Consider the following 18834-nt stretch of genomic DNA (forward strand, 5'->3'; position numbering starts at 1 on the left):
CAAACACATGGAATCATTGAAAAACGACAAGACACTTAAAGAGAGAAAGCGCGGTGTAAGGCGTGATCCAGAGGCCAACAGACAGTTGCTGATCAAGGCGACTCTGGACACTATTGCTGATATTGGAATTACCGACACTTCGGTCAGCCGCATCTGCGAGCGCTCCGGTCTGTCGCGTGGCATGATCCATTTGCACTTTGGAGGGAAAGACAAGCTGCTGACTGAAGCGGCCCAGCAATTCAGCGCTGAATACTATGCTGAAATGGACCGGATGACCGACCTGGGTCTGCATTCATCGCCGGAAGATCGGATAATGGCAGTGGTCGGGGCCGATCTGTCAGAAGTTTTGCTCAACCCCCGCAGCACCAAAATCTGGCACGCTTTCCGCGGCATTGCGAGCTCTCATCCAGGCATTGCCCGCTACAGCAGCACCCAGGATCACAAACTTGTCGACACCTTGCTGGAGGCTTTCAGAGAGCTCGGTGAACAGAATGGGTATGATCCGGATCTAGCAGAGGATGCCACCAGCGGAACTCTGGCTCTGTTGGAAGGTATGTGGGTGAATTATCTGACCGATATGCAGAGCTTTTCCCGCGAAGGAGCAGGCGCATTGATCCGTAGGTTTCTGGGGGGGCTGTACCCAGGGTGCTTTTAACACAATTCGGGGCCCTCTAAGGCGCTGCAACACGCGCGAGTTGCAGCGCAATTCAATGTCAGAAAACACAAATGATTTGAAACGGGGATGAGTGGCGGTGCTGTCAGGCTAAAGCGAACCAGTCTCAGTTCATCACCAAATCCCGGAACTTAGGCGGAGCAAAGCTGGCACCACTCGGAGAGAGCAGCGCTTTGGGTCAGTTTGTAATTGTCACGTGAATAAAGGTGGCCTTCCTGATTGAAATGGTTGTGGACGGAAGAATAAACGGCGGCGAATTTCTACAAACATCGCATTTGCCTGAACCGGAGCATCGCCCGTTCTCGTCGTCGAAATGGCAGATGGGAATTCTCGGTGCGATTGTTTAACCAGCGGCCGGCCTCTTGCCGACAATCGTTCCGAACAACTCTCATCGCTGCGCCATATGACCTCAGTTTGTCAGTCACGATGATTTCAGGTTGGCCGTAGCATTTCATTGATTTTCTGAGGAATTTCAATGCCGCCTTGCGGTCACGGCGCTTTGTTACGCAAGACTCCAGCACTTCGCCCTCGTGACCGACCGCCCGCCACAAGTAGTGCGTTTCACCAGTGATCTTCACGAAAACTTCGTCCAGATGCCACCGCCAGTTCGAATAAAATCGCATCCGACTGACCCTATTTCTTCGGATCTCTGCCGCGAACATCGGACCAAATCTATTCCACCAACACCGAACTGGTTCGTGGCTGATGTCGATGCCGCAGTCGTGCAGAAGGTCTTTAACGTTACAAAGCGAAAGCGGAAAACGGACATACATCATCACTGCTAGGCGAATAATTTCAGGACTGGTTTTGAAATAGCGAAAAGGGGAACGTTTTGTCATCGGGCAAAGCTAGGAAACAGCCCTGCCCGTCTCAAGCCGGTTTCTTCTGACAATGACCTACTAAATCTGCGCCTCGCAGGTAGGGCTAGGCTGTGTCCATCAGGTAGATAGTCGAGCCGCTCAACATGTATTCAGATATCCGGCAATCACAAAGACTACACCTGTGTCTTTTGCACGTGCTTTACCACACATGGTCTATTGCTGACCCGTGATTTTGACCTTGCCCACAACCTTAGCGCCGCTTTCAGTTGTCATCGTCTTGGCCACGACATCCGCATGAACTTGTGAGGTCGATGCAAGCTTTAGATCATCGCAATTCAAGCGGCCCTTATGCTTGCCTTCAACCATGACCTTCTTTGCCGACAATGCCCCGTCAACCGACCCGCTCAACTGAACTGTGATCGTCTCAGCGCTGACATCGCCGACCACGCGGCCATTGACTTCGACACCTCCCCCGCTTGAACTGACATTACCTTCGATTGTCAAATCTACTTCAATTCTTGAGCTCGACACATTGAATTCCTCTGATTGAGATTTTGGCAACCCTAGAATGGAAATTGGGATTTGAACACCTTTGCCGACGTCAATTTGAACCGAGTGCATGCGTACGATGCCACGTGGCGCGCATGCTGGAACTGGTTGAGCAAGGCCAAAAGCCGTCGATCGGCTGGACCCAGTTATGCTGGACCGAAGCCCGCCATTGCTGCCGTTCGTGCACGACGCAGCATTCCTAAATGATCGGTTTTGTTGTTGGGGCAAAACAAACCTTGATGAGAATTCACATGGAGGTACGATTGAACTGCTTCAGTCTCTCTTGCTTAACGTCATGTCCACGCCCGAACTGGGTGGTATCAATCCGGTCTCAAACCTTCTATGCCTGCCTGAAACCGAGAGAGGACACCCAATGCCTAAATCCAAAAAGCCCAAGGCAAGGCGCCCAGGTGCAAACCCTGTCAAGAAACCTGCTTGGCACCAAGCACTCAACGGCACTGCCGGACAACATGGAGGGAAGCCAACTAAAACTGGCAAAAAGGCACAGAATAAATCGGCGTAGGCCGACTGCAATTTTAAAGAGACTTGGCGAGACAGCCGCATTGGGCATCTTGGAAACTGCGAAACAGGAGTTGCGCCCGTGGTAGAGCCAGAAACGGTGCTGTCAGACAAATTCGAACCAGTCTCAGCTAGGCCAGTACAGCTGCCCTTTACGCCGCACCTCTCGGCGAGAGCGGCGGTGCGTGTCAGCTTGAATGTATCTCTGCTGGCTAGTAACCTTTCCTAGTTGAAGGGTTGTAGACGGAGGAATGGACAGAGGCAAATTTCTGTAAGCTTCGCATTCGCCTGAAACGTTGTATGGCGCGTTCGCTTCGTCGGAATGGCAGGTGGGAATTCTCAACGCGGTTGTTGAGCCACCTGCCCGCCTGCTGTCTTTCGGTAGCATCAAGCTCCTTGAGAGCGGCCCGATACAATGCGAAGCGATCCGTGACGACGTTTTCCGCTTTACCGTGTCGCTTCATCAATTTCTTGAGGATTTTCAATGCCGCCTGCTTGTTTCGACGCTTGGTACGACTGTTTCCAGTACTTTGCCTTCGTGATCAACAGCCCGCCAAAGATAATGCCGCTTGCCCTTCACCTTCACCTTCACCTTCACCTTCAAGAAAACCTCATCCACGTGCCACTTCCATTTCGAGAAGGCACGCAGTTGCTGGACGCGTTTTTTGTCTGATCTCAGCGGCAAACATCGGGCCGAACCTGTTCCACCAATAGGGGACGGTTTCGTGGCTCACCTCAATACCACGCTCATGCAACAGGTCTTCCACGTTTCTAAGCAATAGTGGGAACCGAATGTAAAGCATGACTGCCAGACGAATGACCTCTGGACTGGTTTTACAGTATTTGAATGGCGATTGTTTAATCATGTGCGAAGGCTACGAGAGCACCCTACCCCGCTCAAGCAAAGTTCTTCTGATAAGACCCGGCTGATTTTATCTGTCCAAAACAATTAGCATTTCCCCGACTGCCTCAGTACGACGTTTTAGCAAATCTTGTTAGCAAACATTTTTGGCTGATCAGCATTCACCCACTGAGTGGCACTTTCTATGCCCGTTTCAATTTTGTTTCTTCTAGCAACACCGTTCTGTACGATCCCGGTACAGGCGTTTCTTAACAAGCGTCGGCGATGTGCAGCGAAGAAGATTGGGCGTTATGAAGGTGATTTTACGAATAGCCGGACGTGCCGTTCTGTTCTGTGCTCTTATGATAGCGCTTGGTTGGTCTGTATTGGCGCTGCCTTTTTTCTCGGGGCTTCGGGTTCCAATTTTAGAGAGGGTGCTTTCAGACCAAATCGGTCAAACGTTGTATATACGAGGAGATGTCAGCATCGTTCTGGGTGCAACAAGCCACATCCATGCAACCGCAGTGGAAGTCCCAAGCGAGACCATTGCCAATGTGAGTTTGGCGACGCTGAAGGACCTTAAGCTAGAACTGAACCTGCCGGCGTTGATCAAAGGCCAGATTGATTTCGACAACTTGATTGTGGACGGCTTGAAAGTCAGAATGCTGACTAACAAGAACGGGACGCACAGTTGGACAGCAAACAATCGACCTGAGGTCAGTTTGACGACGTCGGGGCTGCAGAATGACACTGACGGCATTCTTGACTTCTTGAGCGATAAAACAGCCGCATTCACTTCGGTTGCGCTGATCGTCGAAAATAAAACGACAGGCTTTGAATTCGATTTCAATCTAACAAATCTACACTTGGATCAAGTGGATGATGATGCGGGTGTTACCGTAACAAGCCAAGGAACCGTGAACGGTCAGGACTTCCAAATCAAAGGCGATTATCCAAGAGGTCAACCATTCACGACAACTGCAAACTTCGGTGCGATGAAGCTTGATTTCAACGGGGCTCCGATCACATCGCAGAATGGTGGCGGTTTCGATGGCAAACTGACGTTGGACACAGGCGAAATTGGCGACTTACTCGAAGTGCTGAGGCTCGACCGTGATCTTGAGGGGCAAGCAACCTTGGCAGCAGAGATACGCAGCCAGAACCCACAACTGAAAATTACAGATATCACAACAGCTTTAAACCTTTCTAAAGGTCAAAAGCTGACAGCGGAGGGTTCTGTCGAAAATTTGTTAGATTTTGCGGGTATAGATCTGACTGTCGACGGACGCTTTTATCCTGAGGGAAACCCACCTGAAACAGCCACGGATCTGAAGGATCTGAAGCTGACCGACTTATCAACTCATATTGTTGGTACGGATGGCGCATTGGAGTTTCAGGATCTGATTTTAACAACAAACGCATTCGACAATGAATTAAAACGGGTCGGCCCAGTCAGTATTGGTCGCGTATTTCGGTCTAATGAGGGCAATCTGATGCTTGAAGACATCGCGTTGCAGGCCGGGCCGCAGGATCGACCATACGTTACCGCTCAAGGGAACATCAAAGACCTGCTGCGGCTGAAGGACATCGACTTTAGCGGTACTATGTCGATACCAGCTTCGGTGGTCTTTCGAGACCAAGACGAGAAAGACGCAAAGACGCTTGGCAGCGTAGAGGGCAATTTTTCTTTCGATGACTTGCAAGGGTTCCTCAGTCTCAACGAGTTTGATGCGCAGACAGTAGATACCAACGTATGGGAGCTGAAAACTCAGGCAAAGCTTGGAAATGTAGATGATTTTGAGAACCTGTCCTTTGATTTCAACCTAGTTGTCAAAGACAGTGCTTTGTTCCTGAGCGCCCTTAACCTGAAAAAGATCAATGCTGGGCCGTTGAAGTTCAGCCTGTCCGCAAATGGAAAAAAAGAGAAGTTCTCAAGTGTCATCGCGCTGTTAACCGGAAAGTCGAAGCTGAATGCCAAGTTGGAGACATTCGTAGCTGGCGCGCGACCCAAAACGCAAGGCAAGGTTTCCAGCCAGAGTATCGTGCTTCAGGATGTCAAAAATGCTATTTCCATCGTTTCGCGAATTGGAGCAAGCTTCCGACAGCGCGGTACCAAAGAAGCAAAATCCGCCAGGTCGAAAGCCAAGGCCTCTGATCTGATAGAAGTAGAGGATTTTCTGCTCGATCAGGATGTTGATGTAACCATTGATATCAAAAAAATTGAAGGCCAACGGGCGATAACCAGCTTGTCCAGCCAACTCACGGCCAAGGACGGCATTGCACAACTTGGGCCGGTCGACGTAGCGTATGATGGTGGTCATTTCTCCGGCACGGCGAAGATGAACGTGGCAAAGACACCCCAGCTGCTTTCAATTCAAGGCACAACGAAAGACTGGAATCTGGCAGACGTCCTGGACGCATTCAAGGTCAAATACGCGGCTGAGGGGCGACTCCATGGGAGTTTCGAGTTTGTCGGAAACAGGCGTTCGCTAGACGTTTACTTGAACTCTATGAAGGGTTCTGCTTCGATTCTGATGTCAAATGGTGGGATTGCAACCAGTCTTCTCGAACTGTCCGGCCTTGGCATATTTCCATGGCTGTTTTCTGATGAACTCAGAAAAGGATACAGTAAGATCACATGCCTTGCCGTGCCTATTAAAGTCGATGCAGGCAACGTCTCTTTCAGCTCGTTTGTCGCCGAGACCAAAAAAGTTCAACTAGTTGCCCGTGGCGAGCTGGATTGGAAAAAGAACTCGATTTCAATCCACGCAGAAGCCCGAAAGCTTGGCAGGCCGTTGTCACGCAGCGCCTGGCCTTTCGAAGTCGTAGGAACGCTGACGCATCCGAAAATCAAACTTCTTCATCACAATATTTTCCAGAAACGCGCAGACGGCGCGACGAAGCTGCCTCTTACCAGAAAATCCTGCATTCCAGATATTGACCAATTGAGACAGTAGTTTCAGGGCTCAGTTTCAAACTCGATCGCATGCGAATGGCCGATAGACATGGTCATCTGGCTCTGTTCAAGTTCCGATCAACAATTCAGAATGTCCTGGCGGTGTGAGCGTCGATCGCGGCCCCAAACCGGACTCTCAACACCCTCTAGAATTGCCGCGGTCGCAATCCGCAAAGCCGCCTTTCGCTGGAACAGCAAGAAGCAAGAAGCAAGAAGCAAGAAGCAAAGCTAGGCGAACTCACAATCTTCGCAACTAGTCTTCCATCCTCTTCCTCAATATCCGCTAGGGCTTAGAGTTCGGCATTCGTGCTTTCTTCCAAATAGGGGATGGTTCTTTTACTGTCTTTTAGTGCAAGACAGGATGTCGCCGCTCCTATTGACGGATATGAAACGTGTTGAGACTTATCAAGAATGCGCACCTCTATTCGCCTGCACCTTTTGGTTTGGGCCATATTCTCACCGCAGGTGAACGCATCATTTACGTCGGTAGCGTAGCGCCCGAATTGCCGGATCAGCTTCAGGCCGAGGTCATTGACGTCGACGGTGCAGCGGTTGTTCCGGGATTGATTGACGGACACGCGCACATCACGGGCGGCGGCGGTGAAACCGGACCAGCCAGTCGGGTGCCGCCGATGGTCCTGTCCTCTTTCACACGTGCCGGTGTCACTTCGGTCATTGGAGTCTTGGGCACCGACGATCTGACCCGCAACACACAGACGCTGGTGCAGCAGGCCTGTGGGCTGCGGGCCGAGGGGCTTTCGGCCTGGTGTCACACCGGTGGCTATCATGTCCCGCTAACCACTCTCACCGGTTCAGTCCGCGGAGATATCGTGTTCCTAGATCCGGTCATCGGCGTTGGGGAATTAGCGATCAGTGATCATCGGTCGAGCCAACCGACATTGGATGAGTTTCTTCGGATTGCAAGCGAGGCGCATGTCGCGGGATTGATGACTGGAAAAGCGGGGATTGTGCATTGCCATATGGGAGATGGCGAGCGGGGGTTGTCAATGTTGGAGCAAGCTATCGCGGCTTGCGAAATTCCCGCACGCGTCTTCAATCCAACCCATGTCAATCGCAATAAGCCACTTTTCGAACAGGCCGTCGCGCTGGCGCGGCACGGATGTTACATCGACGCTACCGCGTTCCCCTGTGAGCATATCGAACCGGGCATCTCTGCCTCCGAGGCCTACATCCAATTCCGCGATTTGGGCGGTAATGCGGACCGGTTTACGATCAGCTCTGACGGTGGCGGTTGCCTGCCTGCCTTTGACCGTGATGGCAATTTGACACGGTTCGGTGTGGGATTGTCGGACACTTTGCCCGAAACCCTGCGCGACCTTACAGATCGGGGAGTATCCCTGTCCGAAGCGCTGGCTCCGTTGACCTCGAATGTCGCCGATCTGCTGAAGTTACCCCGAAAAGGGCGTCTGAAAGTTGGCATGGACGCGGATCTGGTGGTTCTTGACGAAAACACGGTTGTGCGGCATGTGATGGCCCGGGGGGAATGGCATGTCCGCGATGGCCAGATAGTCCAGCGCGGTATGTATGAACAGGTTTGAGCGTCCGCGCGGTCCCGGTGGCTGCCCGCTATAGCACCGGAAGGTAGTTGAGACATGTGCCCTGCACCCGTAGATGCAGAGACCCCGCGCGGGTACATTATTCCGATTGGCGGCGGTGAAGACCGCGCTAAGGAAATGCAGATTCACCGAAAGTTTGTGGAACTGTCCGGCGGTGCCGAAGCCGATATTGTCGTGATCCCAACAGCCTCGATGCTGGAAGAAACAGGGCCCGACTATAACCGTATCTTTTCCGAGCTGGGCGCAGGCACGGTTGAATTCCTGCCGATCTCACGCAGGGCCGATTGCGACAACCCTGATTTTGCCGAGATGCTGGACCGCGCGACCGGGATTTTTATGACCGGTGGGAACCAGTTGCGCCTGTCAGCAATTCTTGGAGGTACTCTAGTCGCCCAAAAAATACGCCGCCGGAATGCGACCGGTGTACCGGTTGCAGGAACTTCGGCAGGTGCTTCGATCATGTCCGAGCATATGGTTGCGGGCGGCAGCAGCAACTCAGCCCCGGCTGAAGGCAACATCACACTTGCACCTGGCATGGGCCTGACCAATGCCGTCATCATCGATCAGCATTTTACGCAGCGAAACAGGCTTGGACGCCTGCTAACGGCCTCATCTTTCAACCCTTTCTTGATTGGGTTGGGAATTGACGAAGACACGGCTGCCTTCATCGGTCCCGACAATGTCTTTGAAGTGATCGGCAGCGGTTCGGTAACAGTGGTGGATGCCAGCCAGTTGACCCATTCATCAATGTGGGATGCCCGCCGGGGCGAAGCACTGAGCCTTCTTGGTCTTCGGCTTGACGTTCTGGGCGAAGGGTGCCGTTATGATCTGACGGCTCGCCAGGCTTTTCCGCCGGATGAGCATATGGCGTTCTGCACATTGCCGGATTAGTCCGGGGATGAGGCCGCCAGCGGGGGGATGAAAAGCTAACCAACGGGGAGCCTCATGAAAATAATCTCGACCAATGTCTTTGTCGGCCCGAATGTCTGGGCCAGTTTTCCGGTCATTCGCCACGTCATCGATCTGGGTGTTCTGGAAGAGTGGCCCTCGGCAAAAATTGGACCCGAGTTTATCGACGCCTTGATCAAGGCGCTTCCTGGTCTGGCTGAGCATGGCTGTTCTTATCGCAAACCCGGGGGCTTCATCCGCCGCTTGCGCGAAGATGAGGGCACCTGGCTGGGTCATGTGCTGGAACATTGTGCGATAGAGGTTCAGAATGTGGCCGGTTCGGATGTAACCTTTGGCCGAACGCGCAGCACAGGCGAACCCGGCCGGTACAATATGGTTTATGAATACCGTCAGCGCGATGTCGGTCTAGATGCAGGCAAGTTGGCAATGCGTCTGCTGATGCATCTTTTGCCGCAAGCCCTCAAGGAACAGGTGGATTACGACTTCGACCCGGACTTTAACTGGGACGATGAACTGCGCAGCTTTGTGCTGCGGGCGCAGCGCAAAGAATTTGGCCCGTCAACCGGGTCGCTGGTCAAGGCCGCGCAAGGGCGCGACATCCCGTGGATCAGGCTGAATTCAGGCTCGCTGGTGCAGTTCGGGCATGGCAAGTACCAGAAACGCATTCAGGCAACCATCACATCAGAGACCAAACACATCTCGGTCGAGATTTCCTGCGATAAGGAAGACACCCACAACCTGCTGAACGATCTTGGCCTGCCGGTACCACAGCAGCGCATGGTCTATTCCCCGGGCGAAGCGGTACGCGCTGCCGGACGAATTGGACACCCGGTGGTCGTCAAGCCTTTGGACGCCAATCACGGGCGCGGTGTTTCAATCAATTTGAACTCAGACGAAGAGGTCGAGGCCGGCTTTGCCGAAGCCAAAGAACATTCCCGCAGCCGTGCTATTCTGGTGGAGAGCTTTATCACCGGCTTTGATCACCGAATGCTGGTGGTGAACAACAAGCTGGTCGCGGTGGCCAAGCGGGTTCCCGGGCATGTCATTGGCGACGGCACGCACACGATTGCCGAACTGGTCGACATCGTGAACCAGGATCCGCGCCGAGGCATCGGGCACGAAAAAGTGCTGACCATGCTCGAAATCGACAATCAGGCCACACGCCTGATGGAGAATGCGGGCGTAAGTACAGAGACCGTGTTGCCGGATGGCGAGATTTTCTATCTCCGGTCGACGGCGAACCTGTCCACTGGCGGCACCGCAATCGACCTGACGGATGTGGTGCATCCCGACAACCGTGATATGGCCGAACGCGCCATCATGGCCGTGGGGCTGGATGTGGGCGGTGTGGACTTTCTGATCGACGATATCACCAAATCCTACAAGGATATCGGCGGCGCGATTGTCGAGGTGAACGCAGCCCCTGGCTTTCGGATGCACGTTGCCCCGTCCGAAGGTCAGCCGCGCGATGTGGCCGGGAAAGTGATCGACATGCTGTTCCCGACCAACGAGGAGACACGCATACCGATTGCGGCGATCACAGGTACCAACGGCAAGACAACGACGTCACGGATGCTGGGTCATATCATGAAAACCAGCGGCAAGACCGTTGGTATGACCTCGACCGACGGCGTTTATGTGGACGGCAAGCTGAGCGTGAAGGGCGACATGACAGGGCCCAAATCCGCGCAGATCGTCCTGCGCGATCCGGCGGTTGATTTTGCCGTGATGGAAACCGCACGCGGCGGTCTTGTTCGGTCAGGTCTGGGCTATCAGCGCTCAAACGTGGCGGCATGTCTGAATGTTTCGGCAGATCATTTGGGTCTTGGCGGCATCAACACGGTCGAGGAACTGGCCGTCGTCAAGCGCGTGGTGGTAGAGAGCTCTACGGATACGGCCGTGCTGAATGCCGATGACATCAATTGTCTGAAAATGGCTGACTACGCCGGAGCGGACCAGATCTTCTATGTCACCACCAATCCGGGGCACAGTCTGGTCAAAGAACATATCAAGGCAGGCGGAAAGGCCATCGTGCTTGAAAAGGGCATGAATGGTGACATGCTGACCATTTACGACAACGGGCTTCATATCCCGGTTCTGTGGGCACATCTGATCCCGGCGACGTTGGAAGGCAAAGCGGTTTTCAACGTCCAGAACGCGATGTTTGCCACCGCGATGGCCTATAGTTTCGGAGTGGATCTTGACAATATCCGCCACGGGCTGCGCACCTTCGACACCAGCTATTTCCAGGCACCTGGGCGGATGAATGTCTATGATGAACATCCCTTCAAGGTGATCCTGGACTATGGCCACAATCCCGCCGCGCTAAAGGCGATGGCGGCGCTGGCCGATCAGTTGGAGGTCAAGGGCCGCAGATTGTGTGTTGTCGCGATGCCCGGCGACCGGCGCGATGAAGACATTGTAGACGGGGCCGCCGCGTTGGCCGGACACTTTGATCATTACATCTGCAAAGCGGATGACCGCCGCCGCGGTCGCGGGCATGACGAGGTGCCGCAGTTGATGCGTCAGGCCATGATCGAAAACGGTGTGGACGCTTCAGCGATCACGATCATCCCGGACGAGGTCGAAGCCGTGAGCGCCGCGTTGGAGCAGGCTGCACAGGGCGATCTGCTGGTAATCTTTGGTGACGACACGACGCGTTGCTGGAAACAGATCATCTATTTCAACTCTGATGGTGAAGTACCCGAGGCCGTGCCGGTGGCAAGCCCCACCGAACCCGCATTCGAAGACATGTTCGAAGGCGACCAGAACCTGATCCGGGACGAGCGTGGTGTGCGTCTGGCCCGTGACATCAGTGAAGACGCGGATTGAGCGGAGGCTCGGAAATGGACCGGATTGAAGAGCTTGAGACCGCGCTGACAATTGCAAGCGCGACTGTCGACCATATTCAGGTGGATGATGCCCGGCGTCTGACTGGGCCGGGCCTGCTTTGGGACCGACCCGGCGCGGTGATAGACGTGTTTTTCACCGATATCGCTGCCACGCAGGTCACCATCCTGTGGGAGAAACACGCGCGTCGTGTGCTGGATGCGCTTGGGTGGCAGGATCAGGACCTGACCCACCGCATCTTTACGGGTGGTGTCAATTTGGCGATCTCAGCGCCAATGGATCAGCTCTATTCCGCGATCTTCGCGGCGCAAACCGCGTGGCATTTTTGTGCCGCCGAACTGCTGGCATCCGAGCCCGGAGATTTCGATCAGATGGTTGCAGATGTCAAAGGCGTAGTGGAGAATGAAGCCAACCCTGCGCTGATCGCCTTGATCGCGGCAGCAGAAGTGCAAGGTGTGGATATCCTCTGCGATGATGATGACGTATCGATCGGGCATGGGACGGGCAGTCAATCCTGGCCGGTCGATGCGCTGCCAGCCTCTGATGAAGTAGACTGGTCTGCTCTGCACAATATCCCGGTCGCGTTCATCACCGGAACCAACGGCAAAACCACCACTACCCGGTTGCTTGAGGCGATCTCACGCGCTTCGGGCAAGGTCGCCGGGCTGACCTCGACCGAATTTGTGCGCGTGGGTGACGAAATTCTGGACCGTGGCGATTACTCAGGTCCCGGCGGCGGGCGCATGTTACTGCGTGACAAAAGGCTGGAGGTCGCCTGTCTTGAAGTCGCACGGGGAGGCATTCTGCGTCGGGGTCTACCGACTCGCGCGGCCACGGCAGCAGCGGTCACCAATGTGGCGAACGACCATCTAGGGCAATACGGGGTCAACACGGTGCCAGAACTGGCTCAGGCCAAGTTCGCCGTACATCGAACACTGGCCGAGGGTGGCGTGCTGGCCCTGAATGCCGATGACAACTATGTCCGCGCCGAAGCGGAGGATACATCTGCGAATATCTGGTGGTTTTCGCTGGACTCACAGAATGACCTGATCCGGCAGGCTCGTGACGCGGGCAAGTGCTGCGCGTATGTACGGCAGGGAGATGTCATCTTTTTCGACGGCGCTGCGGAACAGATGGTGATCGCGGTTTCCGATGTCCCTCTGACCATGGGCGGCGCTGCGAAGTATAATATCCTGAACGCGCTGGCGGCCTTGTGCCTTGCCTTGGCACTGAATTTACCCGTTCAGGCGGCTCGGGATGGATTGGCCGGTTTCAAGCCAGACGCCAAAGATAACCCAGGTCGTTGCAACGAGTTTCAGCACAACGGGGCCCGGGTTTTCGTGGATTTTGCACATAATCCGCATTCGATTTCGGCAGTTTGCAATGCGTTATCGAGCCTACCAGCAAAACGGCGTTTCATAATGCTTAGCCATGCTGGGGACAGATCGGATCAAGATATCCGCGAGGTAACTGCGACAGCGCTGAAATTCCAACCCGACGTAGTCGTCGCAACCGAGTTAGAAGGGTATTTAAGAGGTCGCGAATTAGGAGAGATTTCTGATCTGATCGAACGAACAGCGTTGGAACATGGGTATAATGCGAAACAAATACTCAGAGCTACTTCGCCCTCACAGGCTGCTTCACTGATACTTGAATTGCTGGAGCCGGGTGATATTGCCTTGCTGCTGGTGCTATCCGATCGTGACGCCGTTCTCGCGATGCTTGACAGTTAAAAACAAAGCCGGCTGCCGAATTCACAGAGTTACAGTCAACACGAGGCAATACCAGCAAACGCAACGCAGATATCCAATTGGGCTTCAGACACCGATTGAAAGGTGAAGTTCCAATTCATCGGTAATGATCAGCTGGCAAACAAACCTGGGTTTCTCCATGGCAAAAGCACGTGCGAGGACCCGCCTTATTTTTGCAACACCGGATCGGTAGCGGCCCATTCCGGCCTCTCAGCGCAGCTGTCTAATTCTGCGGTCGCAGCCCGCTTTACGGTCATTCGCTGCGTTTGCGAACGCCGGTGCCGGACGAGCACTCTCAACAAGCGCGGAGCTGCCGCTCAACAATCCTGACCGTTAAGTTTCGGATGGCCTGGTGGTTCATCCGCCGCTAACTTCACTGAAACACAATTGCTGCTTTCTGGGGGACGTTTTGACACCTGATTTTGAGACTGCGCACAGAATGTGCGAAAGCGCATTGCGACGCTTGGACCGAACGAAATCCAGAGGCCGTGGCAAGCCGCTACGCATATAACACGACCATGGGTATGAACCGCAGCGACCCGATGACAAGCCAAGCTGAAATCGCCGAAATGGCTGCGGGTTTTATGGCCGATTTTCCCGATCTCATCCTCAAGCTCGACAGTGTTTTAGTTGCCGATCACCATATGGTCTATGCGTGGACCTTTGAGGGCCACCACAAAGACACGGGCAGCCATGTGAAGTTCTCAGGTTGGGAGGAATGGGATTTGGACAACGAACTAAAGGTGATCAAGTCGTTGGGCTGGTATGACAGCGCCGATTATGAACGCCAGGTTGCTGGCGAATGATGATCGCTGCCAAGGGGGCACGGCCCGTGCGGGCGATCGTCTACGGTGTCGGAGAAGTACTGTCAGACAAATTCGAACCAGTCTCTGTTCGCTGCGACACGCGCGAACTTTTCCGGAACAAAGCTGACGCCACTCGGCAAGTGCGGCATTGCGTGCCGGCTTGAATGTATCTCTGCTGGTTAGCGATCTTTCCTGGTTGAAGTGGTTGTAGACGGAGGAGTGGACGGAGGTAAATTTCTGTAAGCTTCGCATTCGCCTGAAACGTTGTATGGCGCGTTCGCTTCGTCGGAATGGCAGGTGGGAATTCTCAACGCGGTTGTTGAGCCACCTGCCCGCCTGCTGTCTTTCGGTAGCATCAAGCTCCTTGAGAGCGGCCCGATACAATGCGAAGCGATCCGTGACGACGTTTTCCGCTTTACCGTGTCGCTTCATCAATTTCTTGAGGATTTTCAATGCCGCCTGCTTGTTTCGACGCTTGGTACGACTGTTTCCAGTACTTTGCCTTCGTGATCAACAGCCCGCCAAAGATAATGCCGCTTGCCCTTCACCTTCACCTTCACCTTCACCTTCACCTTCAAGAAAACCTCATCCACGTGCCACTTCCATTTCGAGAAGGCACGCAGTTGCTGGACGCGTTTTTTGTCTGATCTCAGCGGCAAACATCGGGCCGAACCTGTTCCACCAATAGGGGACGGTTTCGTGGCTCACCTCAATACCACGCTCATGCAACAGGTCTTCCACGTTTCTAAGCAATAGTGGGAACCGAATGTAAAGCATGACTGCCAGACGAATGACCTCTGGACTGGTTTTACAGTATTTGAATGGCGATTGTTTAATCATGTGCGAAGGCTACGAGAGCACCCTACCCCGCTCAAGCAAAGTTCTTCTGACAAGATCATTCGCTGCGGATGTATGATTTTGCTCCCCCCTGACTCACGATCTGCGGACAAAGCCGATCTCGGCATGCCCTCAATCTCGCCAAATGGATGGTCTATTGGGCGGTTACCTTTTCTAGAAGACAGATCCTAATACCACCAACGGGCGCCTGCGTGGCGCCGCAGCCAGCCTCCGATGCTGAAGTGATCGCGGTGAATCAGGAGCAGAAGCGCGACGAATGCGGCCATCGCCGCAAGAGCGATCACTGGGTTTCGGTTGATTGGAAAGCCGCGGTCGTTCAGAGCAAAGGGATCTAGGTAACGCTCCCATTGTCGGGTGATGGTAAAGAAATGCATCGCCGCAAGACCGCCATAGCTGAAAACGCGAAAAACGCCCAGAGCTGCCAGCACACAAAGTGCAATTTGAACGCCGCCCACAGCGTATATCTGGGCAAAGGACATCTCGATCCCGTCGATATTCTTGGCCAGGTTTTGATATTGCTGGGGCGTAATGATCTTGTGGACGGCCCAGAGAAACATGAACCACACGAGCCCTATGCGCAGGATAAAGACGGCGGCGGCGTCTTTGCGGTCATAAAACGTCATGATCACTCCTGCACTTGCAAAACTATGAAGCGACAGACCGTAGGCAGAGGCCATCCGAAATCGTCGCGTCACCAACAGATGGCACGCAGGAATGATTGGTGCAATGAACGAGCGCTTCCGACAAAATCTATTGCCGGTGGTCGTAAGGGAAAAAAGGTCCGCCATGGGCTCACTGCAGGCATCAGAGGCCGAGCAGCATGCTCTCAAACTCTCACGTGAACCGCCCTAAGCGAACCTTCTCTGAGAGCCCTTGAAGGTTTGCAACGATAATCTTGCCCATCATCATTTTCATCATGGTTTGTCCCACCAGCCATCCGATCGGCCCGTATTTCACGCGATAATCGAAGGTCCAAGTCACTTTGGATTTGCCGCCGATTGGCGTGATGCGGATTTCGGAACAGGCTTCGTGCAGCGGCATCGCGGCCATCTCAGATAGCTTGACCGTATAGCCGCTGCCCGGCTTCCATGCAGTCACCTCTTCAACCACAGACGTGCCGTTCGCGAAGTGGTTGCGGCGCTTTGAGCCCTTTCCAACTTCGCCGTCGGTTAAGGCATCAACGGATGTGATCTGCGGTGCGAATGCGTCGATATGCATGTATTGGCTCAACACTGCCCAAACGGATTCTGGGGCTGCGTCGATTGTTAGGTTGCGTTCATGGTGGATCATTTTCAACTCCGTTTGTTTGCATGTCAGTCGGTTTCTGATCCTGTCCTAGAACTACGCTCCTCTCACCGTTATGACAGTAGTGTGAGAGGAGGATGAAAAAATGCGTCGCACTGAACGTCTGTTCCAGATTATCCAAATACTGCGATCTACCCAGTCGCCAATCACAGGACGGGAGTTGGCAGATGAATTGGAGATATCTCTTAGCACGCTCTACCGCGATATGGCCGAGCTTCATGCACAGCGCATCCCTATTACGGGCGAGGCGGGGATCGGATACGTGCTTGACGATGGTTATGACATGCCGCCCCTGATGCTCACAGCAGATGAGTTAGAGGCGGCAGCCCTTGGTGCCGCGTGGGTGGCATCTGAGGCCGATCCCTCGCTTGCCCGGGCCGCGCGGGATTTGGTGTCAAAGCTCTCTTTGGCCATCCCGAAGGAACTGCGCCCGGTGGTGCTGGACGGCAGCACAAAGCCTATTCAGACGCGCGCCAGGGTGACCGAACGTTTCGATAGCGCTCTGCTGCGCTATGCCATTCGGGAGAGGTACAGATTGCAACTCATTTATACGGACCGTGATGGCAGCACGACTGACAGGGTTGTCTGGCCGCTATTGATCGCATTCTTGGATCGAACACGATACCTTGTGGGATGGTGCGAGACCAAAGACGACTATCGGCACTTCAAGACAGAACGGGTCGAAGAGCTGAAAGTACTGGGCCAGAAGTACCCGGGACGGCGGGCGGCGCTGCTCAAGGGATGGGAAGAAGCGACAGCGAAACGGATGCAAAGCTGACGTTAGTGGGTTGTGCTGCATCTGATAAAATGGGCTCGATTCAAACCACCGCTGCGGCGCAAACATATGTCCGGCCCGAATTGGCGAACGACAAGTACCGCCCGCCAACATGGTTCAAATGTCGATTTGCTCGGCGATGCTCAGCGCATCTTCAAGTTCGACGCCAAGGTATCTGACAGTGCTGTCAACCTTTGTGTGTCCGAGCAGAAGTTGAACCACTCTGAGATTTCCGATTTTCCGGTATATCTCCGCTGCTTTGGTCCTACGCAGCGAACGAGTGCCGTATCCTCTGGGCTCCAGTCCAATCGCGGCCACCCAATCCCTTACAAGCCGGCCATATCCCCAGGCATCAGCGCCGCGCTGATGATGTCATCGTACAAGCGGAGTGAATGCTTGGTCCCGGAAGTTAGCCGAGAACACCATTTCTGCCGATGCAATCGGCGGCACGGAGCCCGAAGTGCTTAATGCCGCTGTACACACGAACGACCATAGTCCGTAGATGACTGCCGTTGTTGTCTGAACGAGAGGTCCAAGCCAAACTTCACTGACGATCTAACTTCTCCGGATCGCCGACAGCACTTTCGACGATGCGTTTCGCCATATCGTGTAATGTTCCGATACACAAACTTCAGGCGCGCGCTGGGGCTATTTCAAGGCTACCGTATTTGCTCCACTTTAGCCGACGAATGCTCCTGTGGAATACAATCGGGGTCGCGTCACTGGCCCGCCCCGACGGGGTGCAGGTCCGAGGAAACGTCTTTGACCACGTCCACGAACTCATCCACCATTTTTGAGTTCCCCACCGCCCGTCGCGCGATATAGAGTTCGATGCTCTGGCCGTCCGTTTGGTACGGGATGCAACTCAAATGTGCAGGCGCCAGGGCGCGAATCCATGCGGGTGCCAGCCCGATGCCAACCCCGTGCGCCACCAGCTGCAACATGGTGGATTTGTCGATGACTTCGCAGGCGATGTCTGGTTGCCACCCATGGGCGCGATAGCTGTTCCAGAGCAGGTCGTGAAGGATCGGGCGGGCGTGTTTTGGAAACCCGATAATCGGATGATCCCTGATATCTGCCGCTGATAGCGTGTCCCGGCCTGCAAGTTCCGATGAGGATGGCAAGACCACAACAGCGCCCTGCTGGTACAAAAGGTCCGCTTTCAAATACTCTTCCTCAGGGGGTTTGCGGACAAAAGCAATGTCGGTGCGGTGATTTGCAAGCTCTTGCGTATGGTAATCCGAGGACGAAATCTCAAGAATGTCCACATGCACCGAAGGCTGCCGTTTGCGGAACTCCATCAGCGCTGGCGGCAGTAGCATCGAGATCGCCTCATCAACCCCGCTGACCCGCAATGTCTTCAGGCCGCTATCGGCCGCATGCCGGGCTTTGGAAACGGATTTGTCGATATCCGCCAGAATACGCTTAGCGTCGCGCAGGAACTCGGACCCCGCTTGCGTCAAGCTAACCTGCCGGGTTGTACGAAAGAACAGGGCAAAGCCCAACTCGTGTTCCAGCGCGGAAATGCGATCGGACAATGCAGGCTGGCTGAGGCCAAGACGTTCGCCCGCCTTTCGAAAATGCAACTCTTCGGCGACCGCTACAAAGCACTGAAGTTGGCGAAGTTCCAAATCAACCTGTCCC

The 18834-nt window shown here is 54.2% G+C and carries 12 protein-coding genes and 4 pseudogenes; 8 read left to right on the forward strand and 8 right to left on the reverse strand.

Annotation, left to right across the window (positions count from 1 at the left end; translation table 11 throughout):
- Positions 1 to 7: 7 nt before the first annotated feature.
- The gene (locus SJY13_RS06665; protein WP_377189232.1) at positions 8 to 655 is read left to right on the forward strand and encodes a TetR family transcriptional regulator C-terminal domain-containing protein; all 648 of its coding nucleotides are present in this window, start codon (positions 8 to 10) and stop codon (positions 653 to 655) included.
- Positions 656 to 804: 149 nt separating this feature from the next.
- Here SJY13_RS06665 and SJY13_RS06670 read toward each other — a convergent pair.
- The 3 genes and pseudogenes from SJY13_RS06670 to SJY13_RS06680 all read right to left on the reverse strand — a co-directional run.
- Positions 805 to 1512, reverse strand: a pseudogene (locus SJY13_RS06670) (IS6 family transposase).
- Positions 1513 to 1707: 195 nt separating this feature from the next.
- A complete protein-coding gene (locus SJY13_RS06675) occupies positions 1708 to 2025 on the reverse strand; it encodes a bactofilin family protein (protein WP_377189235.1) in 318 nt (105 codons plus the stop codon).
- Positions 2026 to 2727: 702 nt separating this feature from the next.
- Positions 2728 to 3428, reverse strand: a pseudogene (locus SJY13_RS06680) (IS6 family transposase); the annotation flags it as partial.
- Positions 3429 to 3714: 286 nt separating this feature from the next.
- Between SJY13_RS06680 and SJY13_RS06685 the strand changes: the two are divergent.
- The 6 genes from SJY13_RS06685 to SJY13_RS06710 all read left to right on the forward strand — a co-directional run bounded on the left by SJY13_RS06685 (position 3715) and on the right by SJY13_RS06710 (position 14252).
- Positions 3715 to 6360 carry an AsmA family protein gene (locus SJY13_RS06685; RefSeq protein ID WP_377189238.1) on the forward strand — a complete coding sequence of 882 codons (2646 nt, stop codon included), beginning with the start codon at positions 3715 to 3717 and terminating at the stop codon, positions 6358 to 6360.
- Between the two features lie 391 nt (positions 6361 to 6751).
- Positions 6752 to 7918: a beta-aspartyl-peptidase gene (gene iadA, locus SJY13_RS06690; protein ID WP_377189241.1), complete on the forward strand. Its 1167-nt coding sequence runs from the start codon at positions 6752 to 6754 to the stop codon at positions 7916 to 7918.
- A gap of 54 nt (positions 7919 to 7972) precedes the next feature.
- Positions 7973 to 8827, forward strand: a complete 855-nt coding sequence (locus SJY13_RS06695; RefSeq protein ID WP_377189244.1) for a cyanophycinase — start codon at positions 7973 to 7975, stop codon at positions 8825 to 8827.
- Between the two features lie 54 nt (positions 8828 to 8881).
- Positions 8882 to 11677: a cyanophycin synthetase gene (gene cphA, locus SJY13_RS06700; protein WP_377189247.1), complete on the forward strand. Its 2796-nt coding sequence runs from the start codon at positions 8882 to 8884 to the stop codon at positions 11675 to 11677.
- 14 nt (positions 11678 to 11691) lie between these two features.
- On the forward strand, positions 11692 to 13428 hold the full coding sequence (locus SJY13_RS06705; RefSeq protein WP_377189250.1) for a Mur ligase family protein: 1737 nt from the start codon (positions 11692 to 11694) through the stop codon (positions 13426 to 13428).
- 440 nt (positions 13429 to 13868) lie between these two features.
- On the forward strand, positions 13869 to 14252 hold the full coding sequence (locus SJY13_RS06710; protein WP_377189253.1) for a DUF1348 family protein: 384 nt from the start codon (positions 13869 to 13871) through the stop codon (positions 14250 to 14252).
- Positions 14253 to 14372: 120 nt separating this feature from the next.
- Here the strand turns inward: SJY13_RS06710 and SJY13_RS06715 are convergent.
- The 3 genes and pseudogenes from SJY13_RS06715 to SJY13_RS06725 all read right to left on the reverse strand — a co-directional run.
- Positions 14373 to 15092: pseudogene (locus SJY13_RS06715) on the reverse strand (IS6 family transposase); the annotation flags it as partial.
- 185 nt (positions 15093 to 15277) lie between these two features.
- The gene (locus tag SJY13_RS06720; RefSeq protein WP_143534843.1) at positions 15278 to 15733 is read right to left on the reverse strand and encodes a hypothetical protein; all 456 of its coding nucleotides are present in this window, start codon (positions 15731 to 15733) and stop codon (positions 15278 to 15280) included.
- A 211-nt stretch (positions 15734 to 15944) separates the two neighbouring features.
- A complete protein-coding gene (locus tag SJY13_RS06725) occupies positions 15945 to 16400 on the reverse strand; it encodes an SRPBCC family protein (protein ID WP_377189256.1) in 456 nt (151 codons plus the stop codon).
- Between the two features lie 100 nt (positions 16401 to 16500).
- Here SJY13_RS06725 and SJY13_RS06730 point away from each other — a divergent pair, with 100 nt between their 5' ends.
- The gene (locus SJY13_RS06730) at positions 16501 to 17193 is read left to right on the forward strand and encodes a helix-turn-helix transcriptional regulator (RefSeq protein WP_377189259.1); all 693 of its coding nucleotides are present in this window, start codon (positions 16501 to 16503) and stop codon (positions 17191 to 17193) included.
- 114 nt (positions 17194 to 17307) lie between these two features.
- On the opposite strand, the pseudogene SJY13_RS06735 reads toward SJY13_RS06730, so the two are convergent.
- Positions 17308 to 17532, reverse strand: a pseudogene (locus SJY13_RS06735) (tyrosine-type recombinase/integrase); the annotation flags it as partial.
- A 377-nt stretch (positions 17533 to 17909) separates the two neighbouring features.
- A complete protein-coding gene (locus SJY13_RS06740) occupies positions 17910 to 18821 on the reverse strand; it encodes a LysR family transcriptional regulator (RefSeq protein ID WP_377189262.1) in 912 nt (303 codons plus the stop codon).
- Between the last annotated feature and the right edge of the window lie 13 nt (positions 18822 to 18834).

This window comes from Ruegeria meonggei (genome assembly GCF_042768335.1).
Lineage (GTDB): Bacteria > Pseudomonadota > Alphaproteobacteria > Rhodobacterales > Rhodobacteraceae > Ruegeria > Ruegeria meonggei.